23 protein-coding genes are annotated in these 23,306 nt (G+C 45.2%); 16 read left to right on the top strand and 7 right to left on the bottom strand.

The window, feature by feature from the left end; all coding sequences use genetic code 11:
- Nucleotides 1-305 precede the first annotated feature (305 nt).
- From PHP90_RS01310 to PHP90_RS01300, 3 genes are read left to right on the top strand one after another with little or no spacing between them, the layout of a single operon-like run.
- Nucleotides 306-1,016: a Bax inhibitor-1/YccA family protein gene (locus PHP90_RS01310; RefSeq protein ID WP_299924075.1), complete on the top strand. Its 711-nt coding sequence runs from the start codon at nt 306-308 to the stop codon at nt 1,014-1,016.
- Nucleotides 997-1,428: a thiamine-phosphate pyrophosphorylase gene (locus PHP90_RS01305; RefSeq protein WP_299924072.1), complete on the top strand. Its 432-nt coding sequence runs from the start codon at nt 997-999 to the stop codon at nt 1,426-1,428. The genes PHP90_RS01310 and PHP90_RS01305 overlap by 20 nt, the downstream gene beginning before the upstream one ends.
- On the top strand, nt 1,425-2,633 hold the full coding sequence (locus PHP90_RS01300) for a TIGR03862 family flavoprotein (RefSeq protein ID WP_299924069.1): 1,209 nt from the start codon (nt 1,425-1,427) through the stop codon (nt 2,631-2,633). The genes PHP90_RS01305 and PHP90_RS01300 overlap by 4 nt, the downstream gene beginning before the upstream one ends.
- Nucleotides 2,634-2,645: 12 nt before the next feature.
- Here PHP90_RS01300 and PHP90_RS01295 read toward each other — a convergent pair whose 3' ends face one another.
- From PHP90_RS01295 to PHP90_RS01270, 6 genes are all read right to left on the bottom strand, one after another.
- Complete coding sequence (locus PHP90_RS01295; protein WP_299924066.1) at nt 2,646-3,020, bottom strand: hypothetical protein; 375 nt, start codon at nt 3,018-3,020, stop codon at nt 2,646-2,648.
- Nucleotides 3,021-3,142: 122 nt separating this feature from the next.
- Nucleotides 3,143-4,135 carry a YfdX family protein gene (locus PHP90_RS01290; protein WP_299924062.1) on the bottom strand — a complete coding sequence of 331 codons (993 nt, stop codon included), beginning with the start codon at nt 4,133-4,135 and terminating at the stop codon, nt 3,143-3,145.
- A 128-nt stretch (nt 4,136-4,263) separates the two neighbouring features.
- Entirely contained in the window at nt 4,264-4,956 is a 693-nt protein-coding gene (locus tag PHP90_RS01285) for a methyltransferase domain-containing protein (protein WP_299924059.1), read from the bottom strand.
- The gene (locus PHP90_RS01280) at nt 4,953-5,750 is read right to left on the bottom strand and encodes a metal ABC transporter permease (RefSeq protein ID WP_299924057.1); all 798 of its coding nucleotides are present in this window, start codon (nt 5,748-5,750) and stop codon (nt 4,953-4,955) included. Before PHP90_RS01280 ends, PHP90_RS01285 begins: the two co-directional genes overlap by 4 nt.
- A 9-nt stretch (nt 5,751-5,759) precedes the next feature.
- Nucleotides 5,760-6,521 (bottom strand): metal ABC transporter ATP-binding protein, encoded by a 762-nt coding sequence (locus PHP90_RS01275; RefSeq protein ID WP_299924055.1) that lies wholly within the window; start codon nt 6,519-6,521, stop codon nt 5,760-5,762.
- Complete coding sequence (locus tag PHP90_RS01270) at nt 6,512-7,462, bottom strand: zinc ABC transporter substrate-binding protein (protein WP_299924053.1); 951 nt, start codon at nt 7,460-7,462, stop codon at nt 6,512-6,514. The genes PHP90_RS01275 and PHP90_RS01270 overlap by 10 nt, the downstream gene beginning before the upstream one ends.
- 138 nt (nt 7,463-7,600) lie before the next feature.
- Between PHP90_RS01270 and secG the strand changes: the two genes are divergently transcribed.
- From secG to PHP90_RS01250, 4 genes are read left to right on the top strand one after another with little or no spacing between them, the layout of a single operon-like run.
- The gene (gene secG / locus PHP90_RS01265; protein WP_299924051.1) at nt 7,601-7,921 is read left to right on the top strand and encodes a preprotein translocase subunit SecG; all 321 of its coding nucleotides are present in this window, start codon (nt 7,601-7,603) and stop codon (nt 7,919-7,921) included.
- Between the two features lie 15 nt (nt 7,922-7,936).
- A complete protein-coding gene (gene frr / locus PHP90_RS01260) occupies nt 7,937-8,494 on the top strand; it encodes a ribosome recycling factor (RefSeq protein WP_299924049.1) in 558 nt (185 codons plus the stop codon).
- Nucleotides 8,495-8,499: 5 nt separating this feature from the next.
- On the top strand, nt 8,500-9,108 hold the full coding sequence (gene pyrE / locus PHP90_RS01255) for an orotate phosphoribosyltransferase (protein WP_299924046.1): 609 nt from the start codon (nt 8,500-8,502) through the stop codon (nt 9,106-9,108).
- Nucleotides 9,108-9,422 carry a hypothetical protein gene (locus tag PHP90_RS01250; protein WP_299924043.1) on the top strand — a complete coding sequence of 105 codons (315 nt, stop codon included), beginning with the start codon at nt 9,108-9,110 and terminating at the stop codon, nt 9,420-9,422. Before pyrE ends, PHP90_RS01250 begins: the two co-directional genes overlap by 1 nt.
- A 1-nt stretch (nt 9,423) precedes the next feature.
- Here the strand turns inward: PHP90_RS01250 and PHP90_RS01245 are convergent, their stop codons facing one another.
- Nucleotides 9,424-11,031 carry a cation:proton antiporter gene (locus PHP90_RS01245; RefSeq protein ID WP_299924040.1) on the bottom strand — a complete coding sequence of 536 codons (1,608 nt, stop codon included), beginning with the start codon at nt 11,029-11,031 and terminating at the stop codon, nt 9,424-9,426.
- 231 nt (nt 11,032-11,262) lie between these two features.
- Here PHP90_RS01245 and PHP90_RS01240 point away from each other — a divergent pair, with 231 nt between their 5' ends.
- The 9 genes from PHP90_RS01240 to PHP90_RS01200 all read left to right on the top strand — a co-directional run bounded on the left by PHP90_RS01240 (nt 11,263) and on the right by PHP90_RS01200 (nt 23,299).
- Nucleotides 11,263-12,891 carry a CTP synthase gene (locus tag PHP90_RS01240; RefSeq protein WP_299924037.1) on the top strand — a complete coding sequence of 543 codons (1,629 nt, stop codon included), beginning with the start codon at nt 11,263-11,265 and terminating at the stop codon, nt 12,889-12,891.
- Nucleotides 12,875-14,470: a single-stranded-DNA-specific exonuclease RecJ gene (gene recJ / locus PHP90_RS01235; RefSeq protein WP_299924034.1), complete on the top strand. Its 1,596-nt coding sequence runs from the start codon at nt 12,875-12,877 to the stop codon at nt 14,468-14,470. Before PHP90_RS01240 ends, recJ begins: the two co-directional genes overlap by 17 nt.
- A complete protein-coding gene (locus PHP90_RS01230) occupies nt 14,467-14,928 on the top strand; it encodes a hypothetical protein (RefSeq protein WP_299924031.1) in 462 nt (153 codons plus the stop codon). Before recJ ends, PHP90_RS01230 begins: the two co-directional genes overlap by 4 nt.
- Nucleotides 14,929-14,934: 6 nt before the next feature.
- Nucleotides 14,935-15,978 carry a tetratricopeptide repeat protein gene (locus PHP90_RS01225; RefSeq protein WP_299924028.1) on the top strand — a complete coding sequence of 348 codons (1,044 nt, stop codon included), beginning with the start codon at nt 14,935-14,937 and terminating at the stop codon, nt 15,976-15,978.
- Complete coding sequence (gene rnhA, locus PHP90_RS01220) at nt 15,953-16,387, top strand: ribonuclease HI (RefSeq protein ID WP_299924025.1); 435 nt, start codon at nt 15,953-15,955, stop codon at nt 16,385-16,387. The genes PHP90_RS01225 and rnhA overlap by 26 nt, the downstream gene beginning before the upstream one ends.
- The gene (gene rnc / locus PHP90_RS01215; RefSeq protein ID WP_299924022.1) at nt 16,387-17,067 is read left to right on the top strand and encodes a ribonuclease III; all 681 of its coding nucleotides are present in this window, start codon (nt 16,387-16,389) and stop codon (nt 17,065-17,067) included. Before rnhA ends, rnc begins: the two co-directional genes overlap by 1 nt.
- On the top strand, nt 17,064-18,137 hold the full coding sequence (gene aroC / locus PHP90_RS01210) for a chorismate synthase (protein ID WP_299924019.1): 1,074 nt from the start codon (nt 17,064-17,066) through the stop codon (nt 18,135-18,137). Before rnc ends, aroC begins: the two co-directional genes overlap by 4 nt.
- A gap of 63 nt (nt 18,138-18,200) precedes the next feature.
- Nucleotides 18,201-19,664, top strand: a complete 1,464-nt coding sequence (locus PHP90_RS01205; protein ID WP_299924078.1) for a PhoH family protein — start codon at nt 18,201-18,203, stop codon at nt 19,662-19,664.
- Nucleotides 19,665-19,927: 263 nt separating this feature from the next.
- Nucleotides 19,928-23,299, top strand: a complete 3,372-nt coding sequence (locus PHP90_RS01200) for a hypothetical protein (protein WP_299924016.1) — start codon at nt 19,928-19,930, stop codon at nt 23,297-23,299.
- The last annotated feature ends 7 nt before the right edge of the window (nt 23,300-23,306 follow it).

Genomic DNA, 23,306 nt, shown 5'->3' with positions numbered 1-23,306 from the left:
TCTCGAACCGTTTGACCTACTTAGTTTTCAATGATCTCAAACTCAAACTCAGTACCTTAACTCAAGGCCTATCAGCGTTTGTGGACGGGAATTATAGGGGAAAATGTAAAAGATGTCAAGAGGTTTTTCGCTAAATATTTAAAATATGTCAAAATAAATTTACTTTTTATTTTACCTTTGTAAATATGTAACATTATTACCCGGTTTTGCACTCTGAAAATCTTTTTTTATCCCCATTTTCAAATCAACGGTTAATAGAACTACTGTATAATCCCTTTTGTAAAAACCCTTATAAGGAAAAAGCTATGGCTTTATATGATCGCGAATACGCACGAGAAGGTGCTTTTGGTTACGAGAGCGCTTACAAAAGTGAAGCGCAGATCGTTTCGTTTGTTAAAGATACCTATAAATTGTTTGCCGCATCCATGTTGGCAGGCGGTGTAGGTGCTTATGTCGGTATGCCGTTTGCGGGAATCGTCGCGGCGAATTATTGGTGGATTGCTATTCCATGGATGCTGTTTGGTATGTTTGGTCTACAAATGATCAAAAACAAACCCGGCGTTAATATGATCGGATTATTTACCTTTACATTTTTAAGCGGCGTTATCATTACCCCTCTGCTCAGTCATGTTTTACACATGTCAGGTGGAGCGACGTTAGTAGGAAATGCGTTTTTTATGACGGCAGCACTGTTCGGCGGTCTAAGTTTCTTTGCGATTAAAAGCTCTAAAGACTTTACATCGTGGACGAAGCCGATCATGATCGCTTTCTTTATTATTTTGGCTGTTTCATTGATCAACATCTTTTTCCTGAAAAGTCCAATGATCTATGTTGCGATTCAGGCTATTTTCTTGCTCGTCATCAGTGTAATGGTTTTGATTGATACCCAAAACGTTATCCGCGGTGCATACGAAACACCTATGGACGGTGCGATTGCACTGTATCTGGATTTCTTTAACCTATTTATCACTTTGCTCCAACTCTTCGGAATCTTCGGTGGCAGCAGCGACGAGTAACATCCTTCCTCCGGAGCTTCTCCGGGTGGTGGATGCCAATCTCAACCGACTCAAAGAGGGAATCCGTGTGATTGAGGATATAGCGCGCTATGTTCACAATGACAAGGAACTCGCCTCACAACTCAAATCCCTCCGACATCAATGCCGCATCGAACCTCTCGAAGTACTCCTCGCCTCACGGGACAGTGCAAATGATGTATTACGACCTACTATGCAAACGGAGATGAACCGCACCGATCTGCGATCTATACTCATAGCCAACTACAAACGTGGACAAGAATCTTCTCGCGTTTTGGAAGAACTCTATAAGATAGTAGAACCTGCTTTGAGTGAACAGTTCAAACATATCCGCTACGAACTCTATACCTTAGAAAAGAAAAACCTTTTGGACCTCGGTAACGAGAGTCGTTGAATCAGAAGCACATCGTTATCATCGGAGCGGGACCGGCAGGGTTAATGGCAGCGGATATTTTATCTGCAGCGGGGATGAGTGTCGATATTTATGAATCGAAACCCTCGGTGGGGAGAAAGTTCCTCATGGCAGGCAAAGGGGGACTTAACATCACCCATAATGAACCAATAGATGACTTCATCCTCCGTTACGATCAACAAGCATGGTTAAAGCCTATGATCGATTCATTTGATGCTACTAGAATCCGAGCGTGGATGAAGAGTTTGGGAGTAGATTCGTTCGTCGGAACATCGGGACGGGTTTTCCCCACCGAAATGAAAGCCGCTCCGCTGTTACGACGCTGGCTCTCTTCATTAAAAAAACGGGGTGTCCGTGTCCATTGTCGTCATTACTTGCAGGGAATTACCGACGAAGGCTCTTCACGATTTGCCAGTTCCGATGGAGAAGTAGTCGTGAGCGCTGATGCAACCATTTTAGCTTTGGGTGGTGGAAGCTGGGCTAGTTTGGGTTCAGATGGCGCGTGGATAAATATGTTAGCATCCAAAGGTGTAGAAATAAATCCTTTGCTACCCTCAAACTGCGGGTTTAAAGCGGCTTGGTCTGAATTTATAAAATCTCATCTAGGCAAGCCGTTAAAAAATATATCGGGATGGGTCGGCAACCGAGAAGAGAGTGTCAGCTCCTCCGAAGCCGTTTTAACAACCTATGGTATCGAAGGGGGATTAGTCTACGCACTGTCGCGTCCGCTTCGTGAGGAAGTTATGGCACATGGGACGGCAATCCTCTATTTAGACCTTTTACCCTATATTGCAGAAGTCGAATTGATATCACGTCTCACCTCATCCTCTAAACAATCTACCGATAATATCTGGCGTAAAGCGGGATTAGAAACGGTTAAAGGGGCACTAATCCGTGAATTATTACCAAAAAATCAGTGGTCTGATCCCATCGCTGTTGCAGCATGTATTAAACGTTTTCCTATCACCATCACAGAAATGCAGCCCATCGATGAAGCTATCAGCACCGCAGGTGGCGTGAAGCGTGAAGCGCTTACAGAAGATCTAATGCTCAAGGTTCTGCCTAATGTGTTTTGCGCAGGTGAAATGCTCGATTGGGATGCGCCGACAGGGGGTTATTTATTGACCGCTTCTTTTGCCAGCGGAGTATTTGCAGCGAACGGCGTTTTGAAAACACTCAGATTATAATAAGATATTGAATCAATGGCGACACTCATCGCCGACACAATGGAGTTCTTTTTCAATATATTCTTCAGAAACATGAAGATCGGCACATGATCCAAGCAATCCATAAAGCTCCATTTCTGCCCCCGTGATATGACGAACCGTATTTCCCGCTCCGTCAATAAAGACAAACATCTCATACTTGTGCTCATTTTTTTTAATATGTTGCGAGAAGATAACGTATTCTGCCTTTTTAAGCTCAGGAAATTGTTCACAGGTCGCAATAAATTTTTCACATTCTTTATCAATTTTTTTGATTTCTAAAAACTCTGACTGAACCGCATCTCGAAGTACTGGCATAAGATTGGGGATAACCTCTTTGAGGTTATCGTATTTTTCAATTCCTCGCATAATGTTCTCCTTATGAGAATTCTATATTGTAGGAATAGTATAACGCTTTACATCAAAAAAGTGTATCTATTTTGATTTAACCTATCATTATAAATAAGAGTTTAAATTTAGGCTCTACCTTATCACGACGTTTTTATACTGGATAGAAGTTTATGCGATTCACTTTGTGCTTTTTTGATCAAACTTGAAAAAGAATCTTTGATATCATCATAGAATGTTTCTAAACGGGATTCCGTACCATCCCCTTTTTGAATTTTTTCTATCTGTGTTTTCAAATGTTTATACTCTTGTGAGTTCTCATCCATATAGCCAAGTAAGACCGCTTTGTTTAACTCCATTTTTGCAATATCAAGCCGCTGTATTGCCTCTTTTTTCTTGCTTTTGTCTAGATGTAAAGCCTCTGTAATATTCTCTTGAGCTTCAAGTAACGGGATAGGTTCTATGACGGACTCGGTTACAATCGTACTCAATCCCTCTTTCAGCGTCTGAAGCGCTTTATTTTTGTCCCCTTTATTCAGAGCGTCGAGGGCAGCTTTCGTTGTTTTGGGATAGAGCTCCATCGGAAGGTACTGTGTTGTTGTTGTCATTTCATCTCTCAGCGGTATCAGCAGATCACGTGCATCCTGTGTCCGTTTTTGAGTGAGCGCATTGTCTGCCATTTTGAGGAGCGTTTTAATCTCATTTGGTGAAAGATCAAGTTCATTCACCTCTACATCCACCGAAACAGGAACCCGTTTTAATTTTGGATTGGCCTTGAGTGCCGTATCAAATAGATCTGTTGCAGAACTCAAGCTATTTTTCGCCAAATTCACTTCCCCTTTATCAAGAGCTTTTATCGCCTCAAACGTTTTATTTAAGGCTTGAAGCACCTCTGAAGGAGTATTTTTTAGCTTTTGATGTTGGGCATGTGTTTCTTTATCGACACACGCTTTGGCATTTTTCGCTTTCAAAGAATAATACGTATCTCCAAAACTGTCAGTATGTTTTATCCTTGCTGTCGGATGATTGAACCCACCCTCGCTGTCAAATCCGTAATCCCCCACTTCGGCTTGAAGAACAGTTGTACCAAGAAGTAATGCGGCCAAAGCCGCTGAAACGAGTATTTGCGTTTTCATGATTTTCTCCTATCAACTAAAGATAAGAAAATGATAAATCCGGAAAGTAAATAAAAATGAAATACTTTTTAAACAAACAGTAAACAACAATATAAAAAAGGATACAAAGAGGCCTTTGTTATTAGAAATTACACTATAGAAGTAATAAACACGATCTCAAATTCGAGATAATTGAGAGGATAAGTTTCCATAAGCCGTTTTGTTTGTGAAAAGTCTAGCACTCTTCGGCCGCCGCTAACACCACTGCGCTTGATGTAGCGAAACATCTCTCGGACGGAATCAAACTCCAAAGTAGTGTGTAAAACTTCAAACTGTGCATTGAAATATTTTTCTGCGATTGAGATTACTTCCTCACTGCTTCGAAGCAATGGAGTGACTCCCGCACATTCATGCAATGTTTTAAAAGTGCCTGATGAAAAGATTGCGAGTGACATCGGTGTGTTAAGTGAGGATAAAGATTTGAAGACACTTTCCAAATCATCCGACCACTGCAATGCCGAAGCGGAATAGATACGATCATATGTTTTATCACTTAGCCTCTCAAATAATTCCGGATTATTAAAATTGCCCAAAATCAACTCGACATTTTCTAGCTTAGGGTGATGTTCGAGCATCTGCTCAGAAAAATCAACGCCGACGAAATGATCACACTCCCAATCGATGAGTGAATAAAGGGTACCGTTTCCGCATCCCAAATCCAAAATACATTTAGGCTGATCAGGGGTGGAAGAAATCAGTTTTTGGGCAACAAGACGCTGAATAACATTGCGGCTGCCGTACTCGGCGGCGTAGCGGGAAAACTCATGACAGGCACTGCTCATCGGCGATTAACGACCAATGCGACGATAAAAATAACTAACAAACATAAGACGATCGCCGCACCGCTTGGGAGGGAGAAAAAGTACGAAGCACTGAGCCCGATGACTACGGAGATAAGGGCTAATCCTATCGCTAGCAGCGTAGTAGGATAGAAACCCATCCCGAATCGGATCGCGGCAACGGCAGGAATCACCATCAATGCCCCGATGAGTAATGTTCCGACCACTCGGATAGAGAGAGCGATAATGATAGCAATCACACTGACGAGCATAAAGTTCAACATTGTGACCCGGATTCCCCCGGCACGAGCGACATCCTCATCAAAAGCTATAAAATAGAGCTCTTTGAAAAAGACGAGCAGCAATCCCATCGCCAGTGATCCGAAAATCCCCATTACCCATAAATCCTCTACGCTGACCGAAAGAATCGAACCAAACAAATAACTGAACAGTGAGGCATTAAACGATCCTGCCAGTGAGACGATCACGATCGCTAAAGCCAATGAACCCGATAAGAAAATCGCCAGAACCGAATCCGAATACATCCCATGAACGCTTCGCAGATACTCAATCATCCACGAGGCAACCAAAGAGGCCAAAACCGCCATCCAAAGCGGACTCATGCCAAATAAGAGTCCCACAGAGACCCCGACTAAAGAGACATGCGCCAGAGTTTCACTGAGCAGCGAGTAGCGGCGTAAAACGATAAAAGATCCGCTCAATGATGCCAAAACGGCGATCATCAGCCCTGCGACAAAAGCACGCTGCATAAAGGGATAATTTAACATTTCCATCATGATCGCATCCTAATGATTATGACAAACGACATGGGCAGGTACTCCGTAAAGCCGGCTCATCTCGTCACACCGGATCATTTCAGCCGGACTTTGAGAAACCAGCAACGTTTGGTTGACAAATAAAACACGACTAATATCCTCGGCAATCACACCGATATCGTGAGTAATAAAAAGGATGGACATTTTTCTGGTACGGTTTAGAGTTCGAAGCAGTTCGTAAAAGCGGTGCTGCGATTCAACATCAACCCCGGTGTTGGGTTCATCCACAATCAACACATCAGGCTTAGAGGCCAGTGCACGGGCAATCATTACCCTCTGACGCTGACCGCCGGAAAGATTGCCGATGAGGCGGTCTGACAAATCACTAACTCCCATCAGCTCCATCGCCTCTGCGATAGCAGCTTTGTCTTCGGCGGATTCAAATCCTAAAATTCCCCGTCTGGCATATCGTCCCATCCCTACCACTTCACGCACTGTTGCGGGAAATGTGCTATCTACGAGAGCGGAGCGCTGAGGGACATATCCGATACGGTTCCAATCACGGAAGCGGTTTTGCGGAGTACCGAACAGTTTAATCTCACCCGATGTCGGTTTTTCAAGCCCCAGCAAAAGACGGATAAGGGTTGTCTTCCCTCCGCCGTTTGGTCCGATAATGGCACAATACTCCCCCGGTAAAATACGAAATGTCGCCCCTTTGAGGACAAGATTTCCCTGTCGTTCAAAGTTGAGGCTGTTCACATCGAAAAGACTCGGGGAAAATTTCAACGGCACTCCATCGCTTCACGTAGTTTTTTCAAGTTCTCATCCATAATCGTGAGATACGTTTGATGCGATTTTAACTCATCTTCACTAATATTCTCTAACGGTTGGAGGCTTTGGGCCTTTGCTCCCGTCTCGCGTGCGATCGTTTGGGAGACGTTGTCGTTTATAAACTCTTCGAAGAAAATAGTTTTTACCCCGTGTTCTTTTACTAAACTAATAATATCGGCAATATTTTTTGCACTCGGCTGTTCATCCGAGGAGAGGCCGATGACCGACACATTTTCAAGATGATTCGCTTTTGCCAAGTACCCGAATGCATCATGGTTGGTAATCAGGGTGCGATTCTTGCATTCGGCCAATCCGGCAGCATATTCAGATTTTAGTTTCTGGAGTTTTCCGATATAAGCAGCGGCATTCCCGTGATACAGCTCTGCATTTACCGGAGAGAGTTTAGAAAACTCACGATCGAGCATCTGTGTCATTTTGATCATATTGTCGATATCAAGCCAATAGTGAGGGTCGTACATACCCTCATGATGATGTTCTTCTCCTTGATCATGATCCCCATGCCCTTCGCTTTTGATCAATGCAACATGCTGACTCATATCGATAACCTGCGTCGTTTTAGGCAAGGTTTGTTTCAAATTTTCCGCCCACGTCTCAAATCCCGCACCGTTGTAGATAAACAATGCCGATTCGGTAATGCCGGCCACCTGTTTAGGATTCGGAGAGAACATGTGAGCATCCGTTCCCAGCGGTATAATCGGATGTATCTCCAACGATTCCCCTGCAACCGCATGAGCAACTTCATATAATGAAAAAGTGCTCACCGAAACAACCGGAAGTTTTATTGATTCTTGTTTCATTTGAAGCTTAGGAGAAAAAAAACTCATTCCAATAACAATTGCGGCAATAATACCGCCAAAAACGATCAGTCGTTTGGTATCCATACATACTCACCTCATATTAGATAAGGAATTTTAGTCACAAACAGTTTAAACCCTCACCATGATTGCTGACTTACTTTCATAAGGGGTTCATCAACACTATGCTATAATCGCGAACTTTTTAAAAAATCAAGGATAAACATGACAGGTATACTGCTCATCGTGCAGATCGTTTTGGTTGTTATGATCACCATCGCTGTACTCTTACAAAAAAGTTCTAGCATCGGTTTAGGGGCTTACAGCGGCTCAAATGAATCGGTATTTGGAGCTAAAGGACCGGGAACTTTTTTAGCAAAAGTTACCTTTTTCCTCGGATTTGTTTTCGTTGTCAATACAATCGCATTGGGCTATTTTTACGCTGAGCAAAAAAGTGCTTCCGTTGTAGATGCAATGGTAGAGAACAATAACGTTGCAGCACCGACGATCAATGTCGTAAACGATATCAACAAAACCACCAAATAAGACGAAGGGAATTTCATGCTAAACGAAGTCTATCAATTTTGTGAAGAAAAAATGCAAGGAAGTTGTGATCACCTATTGAGTAATTTCCGTACACTCCGAACAGGGAGAGTCACAACAAAAATTTTGGATAATGTTCGTATCGATAACTACGGTTCAATGACCCCGATCGATCAAGCGGCAAGCGTACTCGCAACCGATGCAACTACCATCACCATCTCTCCGTGGGACAAATCGATGCTCTCAGTCATCGAAAAAGCGATCATGAAAGCCGATATCGGTGTCAATCCAAATAACAACGGAACCGAAATCAAACTTTTCTTTCCTCCGATGACAGTAGATCAACGTCAAGATACTGCGAAAAAAGCACGCGGTATGGCGGAAGATGCAAAAGTTGCGGTACGTAATGACCGTAAAAAAGCAAATGACAAAATCAAAGTACTCGAAAAAGACAAATTGGTAACCGTCGATGAGTCCAAAAGTGCTCAAGATAAAGTCCAAAAAATCACCGATAAATTTATTGCTAAAATCGAAGAATTGCTCAAAAATAAAGAGCAAGATATCTTGACGGTATAACCCTAATGGATATCAAACAAATCTATCTCGATGCGAGCGCGATGCTCGAAGGGCATTTTAAACTCAGCTCGGGCAATCATTCTGCTTATTATCTTCAATCGGCGAAAGTCTTGGAACAACCTCGCACGGCGAAGCTTCTCGCCGATGCACTGGCTGCAAACATTCAAGCCAACGGAATCGAAATTGATACCGTATGCGCTCCGGCTCTTGGCGGTTTGATCGCAGGCTTTGCCCTTGCAACCGCACTCGACAAACGCTCAATTTTTGCGGAACGGGTAAACGGTGAGATGCAAATCCGCCGTGGATTTGAAATCAGCGCAGGTGAAAAAGTCCTCATTTGTGAAGACATTATCACAACCGGCGGCTCAGCCATGGAAGCAGCAAAGGCGATCGAAGCCCTCGGCGGTGTCGTCGTCGGATTCGCGGCTCTTGCCAACCGTGGTTTTTGCAAACGTGACGGGAGTGCTTTGGAGCGAAAATCCAACTGTGCCTTACCGGCTGATAAACCGCTGTTTGCACTCGCTGATTTCGATTTTGAAATGTACGCACCGGATGCTTGTCCGTTGTGCGCTGATGGTTCTGAAGCAATCAAACCGGGATCACGAGGTAATTAATGTCCGCAAATCCTGAAAAATTCAAAGTTGATATGCCGCATCTGCAAAAGGTGCAGCGAACCCTTCGCAAAGCGGGAAATATTTTCCCGAATGAAAAAGCCCTCGTTGAGACACTCGAAGATCTGATCATCAAAGCGCAAGATGATACTTCGCTTAATACCTATTACTCTATGGCTCAGTATTTAAAACAACGTCTTAAAGAGTTAAAAGTCAATTTGGATCAGCCACTCGAAGCGATTGATATTGCAATCGAAGATTTAGACTGGTCCATCCGCTATCTTCAATGGCTCGTTACAGAACAACCGCCAAAATAAATCATATATCGCAATAAAGCGCTTCGCTCACAAGGCGGGCTGCGACTTCACGTTTCCCATCCACCGTTACGCTGATCGGAAGATCGCGTAAGGTTCGCTTCTCCTCCAGACTGACAACTTTAACCACTACTTTTGCTTTGGGTGCATAATCAAGAACTGCTTCACAAACCAATCGCTTTTTCTCTAAATTATCCAATGTCACAATGACGCTCGCGGCATCTGCGGCATGTACTTTATCCAAAATAGCAGTTTTTGACATATCTCCGTAATACGCTTTTTCTCCATGAGCTATCGCTTCTTGAACATGCTTGTAACTGTTGTCAATAATAATGTAACTAACCCCCTCAGCACGAAGAGCTTTAACTACAAAACGTCCGACAATCCCGTATCCGCACACTAAAATATGATTTTTTTCCGTACTTAGCATACTGAAATCTTCGACAACCCCCGGTTCACGAAAGAAAAAAGCGCTGATTTTTGAAATATTGGAGAGGATAAAAGGGGTAATCAGTAACGACAATACGACCGCTAATACCAACATTTGAGACAAGGCCCCATCCAGAAGTTTATGATTGCTCGCCAAAGCAAAAACCGCAAATGAAAATTCTCCGACCTGCGCCATTGCGATAGAGGCTTTAAACGCTGTTTTGGACTTTGAATAGATGTTGACGACTCCGAAAATAACGACCGCTTTTATCAGCATAATGGCAATCAATAATCCCATTACTTCAAGTGCATGCAACGCAAAAAATGCCAAATCGATTTTCATCCCGACGGTTACAAAAAACGTCCCCAACAAGAGATCTTTAAACGGGGCGATGTCCGATTCGACTTTGTGATGATAACGCGTCTCCGCGATGATCATCCCTGCGATAAACGCTCCCAACGAATAGGTAAAGCCGAAAGCATGAACTGCCAAAGAAGCTCCGACGACAATAAGGAGAACCGATCCCATAAAAAGTTCTTCGACATTGCTCGATGAGGAGAAATGGAGCAACCATGCCATCACCTTTTTCCCGACAACAAACAACAATCCTACAATCACAATAGCACTCAGAGCCGTTTGAATCAAAACCGAAGCAATATCCCCGCCTGTCCCCAAAAAACCGATCAATAAAAGAATAGGGATAACGGCAATGTCTTGATAGATGAGAATCCCCATCGATCTTTGTCCATACGGACGTGTGATCTCTTTGGTTGACTTAAGATAACTCAGGACTACTGCTGTTGAGGAGAGGGCAAGCGACATGGAAACAATCAATGATGTCGCCAGGTTCAAATGAAAAACACCGTAAGTCAATGCAAAAAAGATAGATGCTGTAATCGTGGTTTGCAAGAAGCCGTTAAAAAAGACATCGATTTTCATCCTTGCGAGACGCTGCAACGACATCTCCAAACCGATCGTAAACATCAAAAAAACAATTCCGAACTCGGCAATCGATTCCAGCGCATGCGAATTGTCCATATGACGCAAATCAAATGCATACGCGACCACCACACCGGTCATAATATATCCGATGATTTGTGAAATCCCCAGCCGTTTTAATATCAAGTTGACGACAATGGATATTCCAAGAGCCGTTGTAACGTAATAGAGTGCCGATTCCACTGATTTCCTTACGCCAACGAAATCTTTCCCGATTGGCTACATTTTCACTTGCTTCTATTCATTATAGCGTCCGTGCAGAATTATGCACTTTTTATTTTTCAAGTAGCTATTTATAAGTCTTAAAAGTATATAATACGTTCCTTAAGAAGAGCGGCAGTTTGTCGACGTTTTGGATCATCACGACCCATTTAACCCCATCGTAAAAACACTAAAGCGCTAAGGAATGACTCAATGACTAAATATATTTTTGTAACCGGCGGTGTACTCAGTTCACTCGGAAAAGGGATCACGGCTGCCAGCATCGGAGCACTCCTCAAGCACTCAGGCAAAGAGGTCGGGATGCTCAAAATCGATCCATATATCAATGTCGATCCCGGCACGATGAGTCCGCTGGAGCATGGGGAAGTATTCGTCACCAAAGACGGTGCCGAAACCGATCTGGATATCGGAAATTATGAGCGCTTCCTCGACGCATCATTTTTACGTACCAGCAATTTTACGACGGGACAAGTCTACAGCAGTGTTATCGAGCGCGAGCGTACGGGTGGCTATCTCGGACAAACGATCCAAGTTGTTCCCCATATCGTCGGAGAAATCGTCGATCGAATCAAAAAAGCGGGTGAAGGGCACGATATTCTCGTAGTAGAACTCGGCGGAACCGTCGGAGATATCGAAGGTCTTCCGTTTATGGAAGCGATTCGAACCATGAAACACGATGATGAAGTTGAAGGGACCTTTTTTATCCACGTCACTCTCATCCCTTTCATCAAAGCCGCAGGTGAGCACAAAAGCAAACCGACACAGCACTCGGTTCAAGAACTTCGCCGTATCGGTATCACTCCACAGATGATTATTGCCCGAAGCGAAGAAAAACTCCCAAGAACCTTTAAAAAGAAACTCGCTCTCGCGTGTGACGTCAGCAGCGACAGTATCATCGAAGCAATGGATGAACTAACGATTTATGCCGTACCGCTCAGTTTTCTCCAACAAAATATCCTCGCTCCTATCAGTAAAGAGTTGGGCTTAGGCGAACTCAAACCCGATATGGAACAATGGGATTCGTTGGTCAAAAAAATCGTTTCCCCTAAATATCATGTCACCATCGGCTTTGTAGGCAAATATTTGGAACTCAAAGAGTCGTATAAATCGTTGATCGAAGCACTCATCCATTCCGGTGCCCATCTCGATACCCGCGTTGCCATCCACTGGGTCGACAGTGAAAAAATCGAAACCCAAGGGGCTGAAGCACTTCTCAGCGACTGTGATTCGGTTCTGGTTGCCGGCGGATTCGGAAATCGCGGTGTCGAAGGAAAAATTCAAGCTATCCGGTATGCCCGTGAAAATAAAATCCCTTATTTGGGAATCTGTCTTGGGATGCAGCTCTCTATCGTGGAGTATGCCCGTAATGTCCTCGGCTATGAAGATGCCAACTCTATCGAATTTAGCCCGGATACGACGCATCCGATGATCTATCTTATCGACAACTTCATCGACCAATCAGGGGAAACACAATTGCGTACACACCATTCGCCAATGGGGGGAACACTCCGTTTGGGCGAATATCCGTGTGAGACTAAAGAAGGTTCCAACCTCCGTTCCGCCTACAACAATGAACCGCTTATCTTTGAACGTCACCGTCATCGATACGAAGCCAATCCGACGTACCGTGAAGCACTTGAAAAAGCAGGAATGGTCGTAACAGGAGAATCCCACGGTTTGATCGAAGCAGTCGAAATTCCGGCCCATCCATGGTTTTTAGGGGTACAGTTCCACCCTGAATTCACCTCACGTCTTCAAAGTCCTAACGCCTCAATCCTCGGATTTGTGAAAGCAACCTTTGCACATGCCAATCCTGCCTGAGGTACCCCTTCTCGATCATACAACACTCGGGAGTTTTTTAGCACGCCGTTTTGAGGCACAAAGCGAAAAACTCTCCGACATTCCTCACCCAAGCCAGCTCAAAGATGCCCAGAAAGGTGCCGAGCGGCTCGCCCGCGCTATCCGAAACAATGAACGTATCGCACTCGTCGGCGATTATGATGTCGACGGGGTTACTTCTACCGCAATCGTTAAGCGGTTTTTTGACCTCATCCCCTACCCTCTGATCACTACGATACCGAACCGTTTTACCGATGGATACGGAGTCTCGAAAAATGTATTGGAACGGCTCGATGCCGATGTTATTTTTACCGTTGACAACGGGATCAACGCAATCGAAGCGGCAGAGGTGTGTCAATCGAGAGGGATAGACCTGATTATTACCGACCATCATACTCCCTCTGATACCCTGCCGGATGCGTATGCGATTATCAACCCGAAACAAATCGATTGTCCCTATCCGTTCAAGGATATCTGCGGTGCGCAAGTAGGATGGCTGCTGATGGGTCTGCTCAAACAAGAGTTGGAACTCACCATTAACATGCGGCAGTTTTTCCCGTTTTTGGCCCTTGCCATTATCGCCGATGTGATGCCGCTTATCGGGATCAATCGCTCCATTGTCAAAACGGGGTTGGAGATGATGCAGAATTCTACCCTCTCCCCTTTTGCCATGATTCGTGATTTTCTTAACCGTTCTACCGTATCTTCGGAAGATATCGCTTTTCAGATCGCTCCTCGTATTAACTCTGCGGGACGGCTCGAAGATGCAAAAATCGCCCTCGACTTTTTACTGGCCGATACGACAGAGAAAGCGTATCATCAATTTGAGCTCCTCAGCGCACTCAATACTCTGCGAAAAGAGACGGAAGCCCAGACCACAGCCGAAGCAATGCAGCATGTCGATCCAAACAGCTCTATCATTGTCGTTGCCGGTGAGCACTGGAACGAGGGAGTCGTCGGAATTGTCGCTTCCCGCCTAGTGAACCATTTTCAAAAACCCGCCATTGTTCTAAGCATCCATAACGGTATTGCCAAAGGTTCCGGCCGCAGTATCGGGAATGTCGATCTTTACACCCTAATCAAATCCCAAGAGCACCTGCTCGCTAAATTTGGCGGCCATAAGATGGCCGCAGGATTATCCATGAGTGCTGAGAATGTGGACGCATTTCGACGAGGGATCAACGTGGCCTCGAAAAACGTCAATCCGACCGATTTTATTCCGCACAATGAGATCATCGGAGAGTTGGAGCATGAGGCGATAAACTTTCAGCTATTGGAAATTCTGGAGCGCTTTGAGCCTTATGGTGAGGGAAATCCACGTCCCCGTTTTCTGATTCGCGATGCGGAAGTGGTAACGGTCAAACTCTTCGGCAGCGACCAGTCCCACAGCCGTCTGGAACTGCGCCCATCCCGAGTGAGCTCCAAAACCCTCGAACTCATCGCCTTTCGACGAACATTGGCATGTCCTGAGGACAAAAAGATGTCGTGCAGCTATACCGTCAATAAAAATGAGTGGAATGGCCGTGTTTCGATCCAGCTCATGGTGGAGCGGGTATTTTGAAGCTTCTGCTCGCACTCGTCGCAATAGTGATCTTTGCAGGATGTTCAACCCAAAGTGACGAGTTCCCCTATCCGCTCGTAATTAGCGAAGAGGGATTGGGTTCTATCCATCCAAACGTCCCGTTTGAGGAAGTCAATACCCGTCTAAACGGTTTTAGCTTTGATAAATTCACCCAGATTTCACCTGAGCACCCTGAATCGATCTACCAGATTAAGAGGGGTAAAAACGTGATAGCCCAAATCAGTTCTGATCCCTCAGGAAAAAAAATCTCATCCATTCACATCGTATCCCCTTTGATCAAAAACAAATATCATCAAGGGATCGGTGACATCTTAACACCCCGAGCCGACTTGGTCTGCAAAAATGATACGTGTAGTTATGCGAATGAGCCTTCCGTTCACTATGCGCTGGATCCGGACGGACAAACCGTTCGCGAAATAACCTTTTCACGGATATAATACGGAATGGACACATTTTTTATTGAATTTCGCGATCCCCTTTTCGGTGTTGTCGTTTTTTTTATCCTCCTCTTTATCCTCTCCTTCCTAAGCTATTGGTGGGGTCGGCATAAAGCCGCTAAAGAGCTCCGTGATCTCGAATCATTTTTGGGCAAATTCGAATCGATAGGAGAAGGAGCTAAACTAACAGAGCAGGTTCAACAAAACTCTCTTTCCAGTGAATCGTGGCTGTTATTGGCTCAAAGTTTTGAGCATCAGGGAAATTATGAGAAAAGTGTTGAAATCTATCATGCACTTCTTTCCAAAAACCGTGACCCTATTTTTCAAAAAGATGCCCTGCTGCTTCTGGGAAAAAGTTTTTTCAAGGCCGGATTTCTGGAACGTTCCCGTCAGACATTCCTCCAAGTCCTCCAAAATCATCCACGAACACCCTCAGCCCTGCACTTTCTCATATTAATTTATGAACAACTCCAACAATACGATAAAGCGTTAGAGGTGATGGAATCGCTCCTCGAGCTCTCTCCCGATACGGTAAGTGAAAAACTGTATCTCGAATGCCGCATCCTCATCGGCGACCACCGAATCAACATAGACGAGAAAGCCCAAAAACTTATCGATCTCTATGAAAGCCACCATAAACTCGGATATATGGTTTTTGAATGGCTCTTTACTTTCCGCCCGCTGCTAGGATGGAAACATTATGACCAATCTCTAAGCACCCGTTTGAGCGATATTTTATGGCGGATTGGGGATGAAAATCTTGATTTGGATATAATTGCAAGTAACACGTATTTACGCGAGCTTTTCACGGCAAAAGGATCGGTTAATCTGGCAGAGGGGAGTTCCATATTCGAACTCGACACCCTCATTGCTCTGCACCGATGCGGCATGCAAAAAGCGACGCTGCAGTTTGAATACACGTGTGATGAATGTAATGCAATCTCATTTTTGCCGTTTCACCGCTGCCCGCATTGCCATGCGATTGATTCAGTCCACGGTATTATGAACCTCACAAAGGAACGGTTTGAAGAAAATAACTCTCTTCAGTGACGGTTCGGCGCTGGGTAATCCGGGACCGGGCGGGTATGGAGCCATTTTGCGTTACGGAGACAAAGAGCGCATCGTCCGCGGCGGGGAAGCCCATACGACCAACAATCGTATGGAGCTGCTTGGGGTAATCGAAGGACTTCGCGCACTAAAAGAGCCTTGTGATGTCACCATCATCTCCGATTCGAGCTACGTAATCCGAGGGATTAACGAGTGGCTGGAGGGGTGGGTAAAACGCAATTTTGCCAAGGTCAAAAATCCCGATCTATGGCACGAATACATTGCCGTCTCTGCCGGACATCGTATAAACGGCGTCTGGGTTCGGGGGCATAACGGTCATCCCGAAAATGAACAATGCGACCAAATCGCCCGAGAAGAGGCGGAAAAATTTAAACAAGGATTAACACGGTAATGAATAATTTAGAAACCCTGCAAGAACGCTTAGGGTACACCTTTAAAAAGAAAGAGCTCCTTATTGAAGCGCTGACGCATAAAAGCTACAAACAGCCCTACAATAATGAGCGCCTCGAGTTTTTAGGCGACGCGGTACTCGATTTGATCGTCGGAGAATATCTCTATACAAAGTTTCGTGATTTTGATGAGGGGAAACTCTCTAAAATGCGCGCTTCACTCGTCAACGAAGGGGGATTTACCTCTTTGGCAAACCACTTGGAATTGGGTGAACACATCTATCTCTCCAATGCCGAAGAGAACAACAGTGGACGAACCAAAAGCTCATTGCTTTCAAATGCCTTCGAAGCCCTTATGGGTGCCATCTACCTTGAAACCGGTTTGGGCAAAGTACAAGAGATCACGATCAAACTTCTCGAACACGTTCATCCCGATATTTCGCTTGATTCGCTCTTTAAAGACTATAAAACTTCTCTGCAAGAGCTAACCCAAGCCCATTACGGAACAACACCCGAATATCAACTGATCGCCGCGCACGGACCTGACCACAAAAAAGAGTTTGAGGTTGCCGTCATCATCGACGGAAAACGATATGCTTCCGCACAGGGAAAAAGCAAGAAACAAGCCCAACAGGAAGCGGCGCAAATAGCGCTTGAAATGCTATCAAAGGAACTCAAATGAATCGCTTCGGGGAACGTTTCACAATGACCACCTTCGGCGAGTCGCATGGCAAAGCAATCGGCTGTGTTCTTGACGGTGTTCCTGCCGGATTAGAGATCGATGAAGCCTTTATTCAAAGCGAGCTTGACCGCCGTAAACCGGGACAAAACGAGTTTGCAACCGCTCGCAAAGAAGCCGACAAAGTTGAAATCCTCAGCGGTGTTTTCGAAGGCTTTAGTACCGGAACCCCGATAACATTAGTGATCTACAACACCGATCAAAAGAGCGGTGACTACTCCAATGTCAAAGATATCTTCCGACCGGGACACGCCGATTTTACCTATTTTCACAAATACGGCTTACGCGACTATCGCGGCGGCGGACGCTCAAGTGCACGTGAAACAGCAGCGCGGGTTGCAGGAGGTGCGGTGGCCAAACTGATGCTCCGTTCTTTGGGAATTGAATTTGCCAGCGGTATCAGTGCAATCCACGGAATCGAAGCGCATGCCCTCGACTTTAGTTATCCAAAGAACAGCCCTATCTATGCTCTCGATAAAAACGTTGAAGAAGCTCAAAAAGCGGCTATTTTGGAAGCAAAAAATGCTCATGACTCAGTCGGCGGCGTCGCTACGGTGAAAATCTCGAACCTTCCGGTCGGATTGGGAGAGGGGCTTTATTATAAACTTGATGCAATACTCGCAGAAGCGATGATGGGGATCAATGCCGTAAAAGCAGTTGAGATTGGCGAGGGAATACACAGTGCAGAATTACTCGCTTCTCAAAACAATGATCCGATTACTCCCAAAGGGTTTAAATCCAACCATTCAGGGGGAATTTTGGGCGGAATGAGTAATGGAGACGATGTTATCCTCCGCGTCCATTTTAAACCTACCCCATCGATCTTTATCGATCAGGAGAGTACCAACACCTCCAATGAAAGCGTCAGTGTTTCCCTAAAAGGGCGGCACGATCCATGTGTCGCTGTGCGCGGTTCGGTTGTTGCCGAATCAATGGCGGCACTTGTTATTGCTGATATGATACTACTCAACATGGGTTCTACTATGAACGGAATCAAAGGGTATTACCTCTAATTTCAATATCTTTAAGCTTTCTTTCACTACCATAGAGAATTCCTATAAAAAGGGTTCTTTGTGATGAGTCCAACTCAAAACTGCTATCTCCTCGACACCTCCGTTATTTTAGATGATCCAACCAACATTTTACGAATCAGTGATGAGAACCAAAACGGTATCGTTATCACTAATATCGTTTTAGGCGAACTTAACAGTAAAAAAGACGATATGCGCTCCGAAGCAGGCTTCCAAGCACGTGAATTTTTTCGTCTTGCCGATGCGGCATGGGGTGAACCGATCAGCTTTATAGAACTCCCCGAATGCGTTCGTAAGCATGTTGATGTCGATGAGTGTAAAAATGACCGCTACTACCGATTGGCACTCAATTTTGACCGCTCTCTCCATGGCGGCGAGGCCAACCTTATCGATCTCTTTATCGTTCACCGGGAGAACTACCGTGTATCGCATAACTTCTCCGAACCCAAAGGGATAAATGACGCGAAAATCGCCGAAATCGCTGATGACTATGATCTTACCCTTCTCAGCAACGATATGTCGTTTCGAATTGCCGCCGAGATTCGAGGAATCCGAACGCAAAGCATCCGCAACAGCAGCGTCGAAGCACCGGAACAAATCGACTTTACCTATAACTATGAGTATGAAGAGACACCCGTTCTCCCCGCAGATGTCGAGCACCATAATTTTGATCAAATCACATTTGTCCAAAAAGCGCTCAGCACCTCTTCAGAGATGTACGAGACGGGAATACAGCGCCACGCTTTTTGTTTTAACAACCAAATCGAATGGTGCGATTTCGATCGACGCTTTGGAGAACATTTCAACGAAGAATTGGTTCGTCCTCTCAATCTGGAACAAAAATTCTATTATGCGATGATGACCCATCCCCAAAACTACGTCACCGTAGTCGCAGGTTCTACCGGATCAGGAAAAACGCTGGTCGCACTGCAAGCGGGACTGGAATTGGTCGAAGAAGGGATCGTTGAGGGGATCGTCTATGCCCGTAACACCGTTACTTCCAACGATCAGCAAGCAGAATTGGGATTTCGTAAAGGGGACGAAGAACAAAAGCTCGGCTATTTTATGTATCCCCTCTACTCGGCGGTCAACTTTACGATCGAGCATCAAAGCAAGCGCTCTATCGACGCACGGGTCGAATACACGGGCAACACCAATTCTATTAAACGGGAAAATGCTACCGAAGTATTTATGAAAAAATACAATATCGAGGTCATGGACATCGCCCATCTGCGCGGAACGACAATCTCGCGTAAATTCGTCATTATCGATGAGGCTCAAAATATGACCAATGCTACCCTAAAGCTCATAGGAACCCGTATGGGGGATGAAACACGACTCGTCATTATGGGTGACCCGGGACAAATTGACCATCCGTTCCTTTCCAAACGACGCAATGCCCTTGTCAGCTTGCTGAACAAAGCACAGCACAATAATTTTGTCGCAGGGATTCAATTACGCCATACGATTAGAAGTCAAGTTGCGGATTGGTTTGATAAGAATTTTTAACTTTCACTTCCCCATTCCGAGATGGTTGTTCATAAAATAACAACTATCTCCCACTGCTTGATGTGACTTTCACTTATTATTTAGTTTTCGGACTCTTTACTATACTTCCCATATTCACGTATTAAAATCCACACATAATACAAATAGAGAATTTTTCAACTAATTATTGTTCTAGTTTGTTAATATAGATTGTATAATACTTTTTTGATTAATGATTATAGTTAAACTATATTCATTTGATAACTTTTTATAAGGATTTTTGCATGTCCATCAACACGCCACCCACTCTTTTTACAGGAAATAATCTTGCTGATACGGCACAAAGCGTCTTTATTCAGCCAGACGGCAAAATTGTGGTGGGAGGCTACCGTGCCAACGGCAGCAAATACGATTTTGTCCTTGTCCGCTATAACAGTGACGGCAGTCTTGATACTACCCTTGGCGATAACGGAATCGTGATAACGGCAGTCGGCACCAGTTATGATTCTGCCGACTCCGTAATAGTTCAGGATGACGGGAAGATCCTTTTGTCCGGTTCAAGTAGAAATGCATCCAATGATAATGATTTTGCTATCGTCCGCTATAACAGCGACGGTACACTTGATATAACCTTCGACGGCGACGGTATGGTTACTACGAATTTTTTTTCCTACGACTCGATCAATAGCATTGTTGTACAATCGGATGGGAAAATTCTGGCTGCCGGTACAACAAATAACACAAACGATATTGCCCTTGCCCGCTATAACAGTGACGGTTCACTCGATACCACTTTCGGCACTAACGGAAAAGTGTCAACCGATCTGGGAACTAATTTTGATTCCGGCAAAGATATCACTCTCCAAGCAGACGGCAAAATTTTGGTGGCCGGATTCAGTAACGAGGTTTTCGCCCTTGTACGGTATAACAGCGACGGTTCACTCGATACGTCCTTTGACAGTGACGGCATTGTATTGACCGCCGTATCCGATTACTCAGCCGCCCAAAGTGTCACTGTTCTGGATAACGGAAAAATAATCGTCGCCGGTTTCAGCGGTAGCGGGTCGAGTAGCGACTTCGCCGTCGTCCGGTACAATTCCGACGGTTCGCTCGACACCACTTTCAGCGATGACGGGATGATAATCACTCCGGTTGGAACATCAGCGGATATTGCCTATAGTGTCGTAATTCAATCTGACGGAAAAATCCTGTTGGGTGGTTACGCTACAAACTCTACTACCGACTTTGCAATTGTCCGTTATAACATCGACGGCTCGCTGGATACCTCTTTCGGTGTCAGCGGTAAAATATCGACCGACATTGGTACAGATTCTAATATCGGTTATAGCATGAGCCTGCAGCCGGATGGAAAAATTGTCGTAGTCGGAACCGCTACGATCGACGGAAGTAGAGATTTTACTGTGGTCCGTTATAACATCGACGGCTCGCTGGATACCTCTTTTGATGGTGATGGAATCGTTACAACGGCGATTCAGGACCTGACCTATATCGAAAATGGGACACCGGTCACTCTCATGGGGAGCAGCGGCACTATCCGTGATACCGAGCTCAAAACAATCGATAACTACAACGGATCGACATTGACTCTGGCACGACACGGTGATGCAAACATCGAAGATCAGTTTTCCGGAGCCGGAATCGTAGCCGGAACATCTGAGGGAGACGTAAGTGTATCCGGAACTGTAGTCGGTACTTATTATTATGCGGATGGAACACTCGTCATCTCTTTTAATGCTAATGCAACCCAGACGCTAGTGGATCAAACCGTACATGCCATCGCTTACAGCAATACTAGTGATATGCCACCTTCTAGCATACAGATAGATTGGGTCTTCAATGACGGCAATGTGAGCGATCAGGGTACTGGAGGAGCATTGAGCGCCACAGGGAGCACACTGGTGCAGATTATCTCCGTACGGGATGATCTGGTATTAAACGGAACATCGGGCGATGATATTCTTTCGGGTGACTTAATCGAGAACGGAAGCTTTGACACAATCTCCGGGTTCGGAGGCAATGACACTATTGAAGGCAAAGATGGAAATGATATTTTAGACGGGGGAGATGGAATCGATACCTTGAGTTACGCTACGGCTAGTGCCGGAGTCGGAGTGAGTATTAAAACGACTACGGCACAGAACACGGTTGGGGCCGGAGTGGATACGGTTTTGAACTTCGAGAATCTCATTGGGTCAAACTATAACGATACATTGAGAGGAAACGCTTTAGGCAATACGATATTGGGTCTGGACGGAAACGATATCATCTACGCGGGCAAAGGAACAGGAGACGATATTTTAGACGGGGGAAATGGAATCGATGCCGTATCGTATTACGATTCGGGTGCGGGAGTTACCGTTTCATTAAACATAACTGGCGTTCAGAATACCATCGGGAACGGAAACGATACGATTTTGAATTTTGAAAGACTGTATGGGAGTAACTACAACGATATTCTAAGCGGTAACGGTTCGGATAATATCATTCGGGGATATAACGGAGACGACACGATCAACGGTGGAGGTGGAAACGATACTATCGACGGCGGAAACGGCATGGATACAGTATCGTATGCTACGGCCGCCGGAGGAGTGAGCGTAGCATTATCGAATACATCAGCACAGAACACCGGAAGTGCTGGGATAGATATCTTGATGAGTATCGAGAATATCATCGGGAGTTCATATGACGATGTATTAACCGGAAATACGGGAGACAACACGATCTCCGGAGGGGTAGGGAACGACACAATCGATGGTGGTTTGGGTCATGACACGATCGACGGAGGTGTTGGTGACGATACCCTAGACGGGGGAGATGGAATCGATACCTTGAGTTACGCTACGGCTAGTGCCGGAGTCGGAGTGAGTATTAAAACGACTACGGCACAGAACACGGTTGGGGCCGGAGTGGATACGGTTTTGAACTTCGAGAATCTCATTGGGTCAAACTATAACGATACATTGAGAGGAAACGCTTTAGGCAATACGATATTGGGTCTGGACGGAAACGATATCATCTACGCGGGCAAAGGAACAGGAGACGATATTTTAGACGGGGGAAATGGAATCGATGCCGTATCGTATTACGATTCGGGTGCGGGAGTTACCGTTTCATTAAACATAACTGGCGTTCAGAATACCATCGGGAACGGAAACGATACGATTTTGAATTTTGAAAGACTGTATGGGAGTAACTACAACGATATTCTAAGCGGTAACGGTTCGGATAATATCATTCGGGGATATAACGGAGACGACACGATCAACGGTGGAGGTGGAAACGATACTTTGACCGGGGGCGAAGGATCAGATACCTTTGTATTCGATACAACCCTCAATGCCGGCACCAACAAAGACACGATCACCGACTTCACCAACGGAACCGACAGTATCCAACTGGATAACGCAATCTTCAGCGCACTGACATCGATCAGTACCCTAAACGCTTCCAATTTTGTAGCGAGCGTTAATGGGTTGGCACAAGACGCAGACGACTATATCGTCTACAACATGACGACCGGGGCACTGAGCTACGATGCGGATGGATCAGGTGGCGGTGCCGCAGTCCAGTTTGCCATCCTCGGAAGCGGTTCACACCCTACCCTCACCAATGCCGATTTCGTGGTGATTTAATATCAAT

The sequence above is a fragment of the Sulfuricurvum sp. genome, from assembly GCF_028712165.1.
GTDB lineage: Bacteria > Campylobacterota > Campylobacteria > Campylobacterales > Sulfurimonadaceae > Sulfuricurvum.
This window is presented reverse-complemented; position numbering and strand designations above follow the sequence as displayed.

Excerpts from the sequence above, each read along its gene's own strand:
- secG (WP_299924051.1), top strand. The coding sequence starts at position 7,601 with ATGACAGGTATACTGCTCATCGTGCAGATCGTTTTGGTTGTTATGATC.
- PHP90_RS01285 (WP_299924059.1), bottom strand. The coding sequence starts at position 4,956 with ATGAGCAGTGCCTGTCATGAGTTTTCCCGCTACGCCGCCGAGTACGGC.
- frr (WP_299924049.1), top strand. The coding sequence starts at position 7,937 with ATGCTAAACGAAGTCTATCAATTTTGTGAAGAAAAAATGCAAGGAAGT.
- PHP90_RS01290 (WP_299924062.1), bottom strand. The coding sequence starts at position 4,135 with ATGAAAACGCAAATACTCGTTTCAGCGGCTTTGGCCGCATTACTTCTT.
- PHP90_RS01225 (WP_299924028.1), top strand. The coding sequence starts at position 14,935 with ATGGACACATTTTTTATTGAATTTCGCGATCCCCTTTTCGGTGTTGTC.
- PHP90_RS01200 (WP_299924016.1), top strand. The coding sequence starts at position 19,928 with ATGTCCATCAACACGCCACCCACTCTTTTTACAGGAAATAATCTTGCT.
- recJ (WP_299924034.1), top strand. The coding sequence starts at position 12,875 with ATGCCAATCCTGCCTGAGGTACCCCTTCTCGATCATACAACACTCGGG.
- PHP90_RS01310 (WP_299924075.1), top strand. The coding sequence starts at position 306 with ATGGCTTTATATGATCGCGAATACGCACGAGAAGGTGCTTTTGGTTAC.
- pyrE (WP_299924046.1), top strand. The coding sequence starts at position 8,500 with ATGGATATCAAACAAATCTATCTCGATGCGAGCGCGATGCTCGAAGGG.
- rnc (WP_299924022.1), top strand. The coding sequence starts at position 16,387 with ATGAATAATTTAGAAACCCTGCAAGAACGCTTAGGGTACACCTTTAAA.
- aroC (WP_299924019.1), top strand. The coding sequence starts at position 17,064 with ATGAATCGCTTCGGGGAACGTTTCACAATGACCACCTTCGGCGAGTCG.
- PHP90_RS01270 (WP_299924053.1), bottom strand. The coding sequence starts at position 7,462 with ATGGATACCAAACGACTGATCGTTTTTGGCGGTATTATTGCCGCAATT.
- PHP90_RS01205 (WP_299924078.1), top strand. The coding sequence starts at position 18,201 with ATGAGTCCAACTCAAAACTGCTATCTCCTCGACACCTCCGTTATTTTA.
- PHP90_RS01280 (WP_299924057.1), bottom strand. The coding sequence starts at position 5,750 with ATGATGGAAATGTTAAATTATCCCTTTATGCAGCGTGCTTTTGTCGCA.
- PHP90_RS01295 (WP_299924066.1), bottom strand. The coding sequence starts at position 3,020 with ATGCGAGGAATTGAAAAATACGATAACCTCAAAGAGGTTATCCCCAAT.
- PHP90_RS01240 (WP_299924037.1), top strand. The coding sequence starts at position 11,263 with ATGACTAAATATATTTTTGTAACCGGCGGTGTACTCAGTTCACTCGGA.
- PHP90_RS01250 (WP_299924043.1), top strand. The coding sequence starts at position 9,108 with ATGTCCGCAAATCCTGAAAAATTCAAAGTTGATATGCCGCATCTGCAA.